The sequence below is a fragment of the Kitasatospora sp. NPDC059462 genome (assembly GCF_042749955.1).
Classification (GTDB): domain Bacteria; phylum Actinomycetota; class Actinomycetes; order Streptomycetales; family Streptomycetaceae; genus Kitasatospora.
The window spans coordinates 12,238-12,749 of sequence record NZ_JBHYUU010000047.1; the positions used below are offsets into that span (position 1 = coordinate 12,238).

General features: G+C 68.6%; 1 protein-coding gene. It reads right to left on the bottom strand.

What is annotated here, in order from left to right; translation table 11 throughout:
• The coding region (locus ACFXAM_RS15045) for a collagen binding domain-containing protein (protein WP_380291167.1) at window positions 1–512 on the bottom strand (512 nt) is incomplete at both ends.

A 512-nucleotide genomic window follows, 5' to 3' on the forward strand; every position in this document is an offset into this window, starting at 1 on the left:
CGGGCTGGAGCACATTGGGAGCCGTCACCTGCACACCCTCGGCCGCATTGGCCGGAGTCAGCACCAACGGACCGAACACCGGATCCACCGGCAGCACATACCCGGGAGGCGCAGCGGTCTCCAGCCAGTAGTAGGTGCCCAGGTCCACCGTGCGGCTGCACAGACCGTCGGCGCCGGTGGTGCACGCCGAACCGATCTGCGTGTCGGGGTTGATGCCCGTGGTCTGGAGACCGGGAATCCCGTTGGTCTCCTCCCACAGCTGGAACACACCACCCGCCAGCGGCAGACCCGTGACCGCGTCCGTCTTCAGCACCCGCACCTCACCCGTCACAGCGGGCTGGAGCACATTGGGAGCCGTCACCTGCACACCCTCGGCCGCATTGGCCGGAGTCAGCACCAACGGACCGAACACCGGATCCACCGGCAGCACGTACCCGGGAGGCGCAGCGAGCTCCTGCCAGTAGTAGGTGCCGATCGGAACCGTCCGGGTGCACAGGCCGTCCGCACCGGTG